We start from the raw sequence: 2,504 nt of genomic DNA, 5'->3' as shown, positions 1-2,504 counted from the left end.
CAGCGGTATAAAAGTCGCGGAATTCGGTTGACCCGCACGGGGTTATCACGATACATCGCGACCGGTCCGGAGTGTAGCGCAGCCCGGTAGCGCACTTGACTGGGGGTCAAGGGGTCGTCGGTTCGAATCCGGCCACTCCGACCAATTCAAAGCAGGACTTTCCCCCGAAGTCCGCCCCTCCAGATGCCCCGGTCAGCCCGGCCAAATCTCGGATCGGGGCACCATGTCCTGTGCGCTTGAGCTCCGGCTTGGTGCTAATGCTACCTCTGGCACACATCCACCCACTCAGCGCCGGTAATCTCAACCATGCGCTGCGGCGCAATCCGCACCGCGGCGTTGGTGGCGCCTGCCGCAGGCACCACCTCTTCAAACTCGCGCAGCGATACGTCGAAATAGACCGGCAGCGGCGCCGGCAGGCCGAACGGGCAGACGCCGCCGACCGGATGGCTGGTCGCTTCGACAACTTCGGCGGCGTCGAGCATGCGCGGCTTGCCGCCGAACTGGTCCTTGAACTTACGGTTGTCCAGCCTGGCGATGCCGCTGGTCACCACCAGCATGGCGCGGTCGCCGACGCGCAGGCAGATCGTCTTGGCGATCTGGGCCGGCAGCACGCCATGCGCCTCGGCCGCCAACATCACCGTCGCCGAGCTCGCCTGCGTGACGATGACGTCGATGTCGGGCGCGTGGGCGGCGAAGAAGGCACGAACGGATTCCAGGCTCATATCGAAAACCCATGGCTCAAAAAGCTTGATGGACGGCAGATTGCGGTTCGGCAGCCGGGGGCCGCCGCGCGTATAAGCACGTGCGATAGACAGATCGGCAAGCCCCAGGCTGAAGCAGACGCTGCGGCAGGTACAAAGAAACCCGCCAAGGAGCCTTGGCGGGTTCTCTGGAATGCGTGGTGCGGATCTACGCCAGCGATCGGCCTTGCGCCGCCGGCGTCGGCGCAGCCGGGGTGATCAGAGCCTCCTGGGGAAGGTGAAGCGCGGACACAATACGACGCAGCTTCGACGGGTCGGTCACTCTGCCGCTTTCGATATCCTCAATCTCGTCCACCGCCAGGCCGCATGTCAGGGAGAGCTCTTCCACGCTGTAACCGCGGGTCTCCCGCATCGCTCTGAGGGTATTGTAATTTGGCCCGCTTCCGTTGGTTGCCGGTTCGGAGTGGGCTTCGCTTTTCGCATTATGGGGCATTGGCAACTCCATGACTGAAAGAGTTTGATCAAATGAGGAGTGTTGCCTGAGACGGTCGGGAAGATGCCCTCTCGCCGGCGATTTGCCAAGAGCCAAAAGGGCCGTCACGGGATCGTGAACCAGGTGCCTGGCGCGGCCCTCTCGCGCACACGTCGCGATCAAGTTGTTTTGAAGGTCCGATCAGCCTTTTGCCGGCAGTTTCGCCGCGCTCGTTCGTTATCTCCGGGTCGCTGGCGTGAAACCATCCGGTTCCAGCCGGCTCGTTCCCGGAAGGATTTTTTGCAATGAACCTGAAGACAGTCATGGTCGTGCTCGGCACGATTTCCAGCCTTTCCGTCGCCGGCGCGGGCGCCGCCCAGGCCGCAGACGCGCTGCGTGTGCGCGGCACGGTGGTCAGTTTCGAGCCCACGCTGCTCACCGTGAAAACGCGCCAGGGCGATACCGATGCGATCAAGCTCAAGGCTGGCTGGAAGATCTCGGGCGTCGCCAACGCCTCGGCAAAGGATATCAAGCAGGGCGATTTCCTCGGCATTGCCTCTGTTTCGAAAGCGGATGGCGGCAGCGGCGCCCTGGAGGTGGTGGTCTTTCCGGCCGCGCTGAAAGGCACTGGCGAGGGCGACCGTCCCTGGGACCTGCAGCCAAACAGCCGGATGACCAACGGCACCGTCGCCGACGTTACCGATATAAGCGGGCGATCCGTCACCCTGACCTATGACAATGGCCAGACCAAGAAGATCTCGATCCCCGACACCACGCCCGTCGTGACCTTCGCGCCGGCGACGCCTACCAACCTCAAGCCGGGTGCGACGGTCTTCGTCACCGCTGAGCGGGGCAGCGACGGCGCGCTGAGCGCCAGCCGCGTCGTGGTCGGAACCAACGGCGTCGTGCCACCGATGTAGTCGAACAGGCGGCCCAATGGCCGTCTCTCTCGATCTTGCCGTGCATGGTGGCGGGAGGCTGGATTGGGCAGAAACAGTCCAGAAACAAAATTCTACAATCGGGAAATACTGACGAAAAAATTCAGGCGCGTAATTCCATTCGCGGCGGCCGGGCTATCGCCTCGATCCATATGCGCCCGCGAAACAAAAGGAAACCATCCATGAAGAAGTCCCTCCTCTCGGCCCTCGGGCTTGCAGTTGCATTGGCTTTCACGGTGCCCGTCATCGGCGCGACGAGCGCGGATGCGGCCCCGATGGCCAAGCATCATCGTCACCACCATCATCACCGCCACCATGTCCGCCACCACCATCATCACCGCCACCACCACCATGTGATCGGAAACAAGGCCTAAGCACCGCAGACTGCCACCG

The 2,504-nt window shown here is 62.9% G+C and carries 4 protein-coding genes and 1 tRNA gene; 2 read left to right on the top strand and 3 right to left on the bottom strand.

Annotation, left to right across the window (positions count from 1 at the left end; genetic code table 11):
• Window positions 1-67 precede the first annotated feature (67 nt).
• A tRNA-Pro gene (locus tag EN749_RS34030) sits at window positions 68-144 on the top strand.
• A 116-nt stretch (window positions 145-260) separates the two neighbouring features.
• On the opposite strand, the gene EN749_RS34025 is transcribed toward EN749_RS34030, so the two are convergent.
• Together EN749_RS34025 and EN749_RS34020 are read right to left on the bottom strand one after the other, a co-directional pair.
• Complete coding sequence (locus EN749_RS34025; RefSeq protein WP_127810695.1) at window positions 261-722, bottom strand: YbaK/EbsC family protein; 462 nt, start codon at window positions 720-722, stop codon at window positions 261-263.
• 187 nt (window positions 723-909) lie between these two features.
• Window positions 910-1,194, bottom strand: coding sequence for a helix-turn-helix transcriptional regulator (locus EN749_RS34020; RefSeq protein WP_127810696.1), 285 nt, complete (start codon window positions 1,192-1,194; stop codon window positions 910-912).
• Between the two features lie 284 nt (window positions 1,195-1,478).
• On the opposite strand from EN749_RS34020, the gene EN749_RS34015 reads away from it, so the two are divergent.
• Window positions 1,479-2,093 carry a hypothetical protein gene (locus EN749_RS34015; RefSeq protein ID WP_127810697.1) on the top strand — a complete coding sequence of 205 codons (615 nt, stop codon included), beginning with the start codon at window positions 1,479-1,481 and terminating at the stop codon, window positions 2,091-2,093.
• 92 nt (window positions 2,094-2,185) lie between these two features.
• Here the strand turns inward: EN749_RS34015 and EN749_RS38340 are convergent.
• The coding region (locus EN749_RS38340; protein ID WP_210214753.1) for a hypothetical protein at window positions 2,186-2,504 on the bottom strand (319 nt) is incomplete at its 5' end.

Origin of the sequence: Mesorhizobium sp. M7A.F.Ca.ET.027.02.1.1 (assembly GCF_004022985.1) — a bacterium.
GTDB lineage: Bacteria > Pseudomonadota > Alphaproteobacteria > Rhizobiales > Rhizobiaceae > Mesorhizobium.
Note: the sequence above shows the minus strand (reverse complement) of the source record. Positions and strands in the feature narration are given on the sequence as shown.

Bases quoted from the DNA above. Each gene is read 5' to 3' on its own strand.
- EN749_RS34015 (WP_127810697.1), top strand. From the start codon at position 1,479: ATGAACCTGAAGACAGTCATGGTCGTGCTCGGCACGATTTCCAGCCTT.
- EN749_RS34020 (WP_127810696.1), bottom strand. From the start codon at position 1,194: ATGCCCCATAATGCGAAAAGCGAAGCCCACTCCGAACCGGCAACCAAC.
- EN749_RS34025 (WP_127810695.1), bottom strand. From the start codon at position 722: ATGAGCCTGGAATCCGTTCGTGCCTTCTTCGCCGCCCACGCGCCCGAC.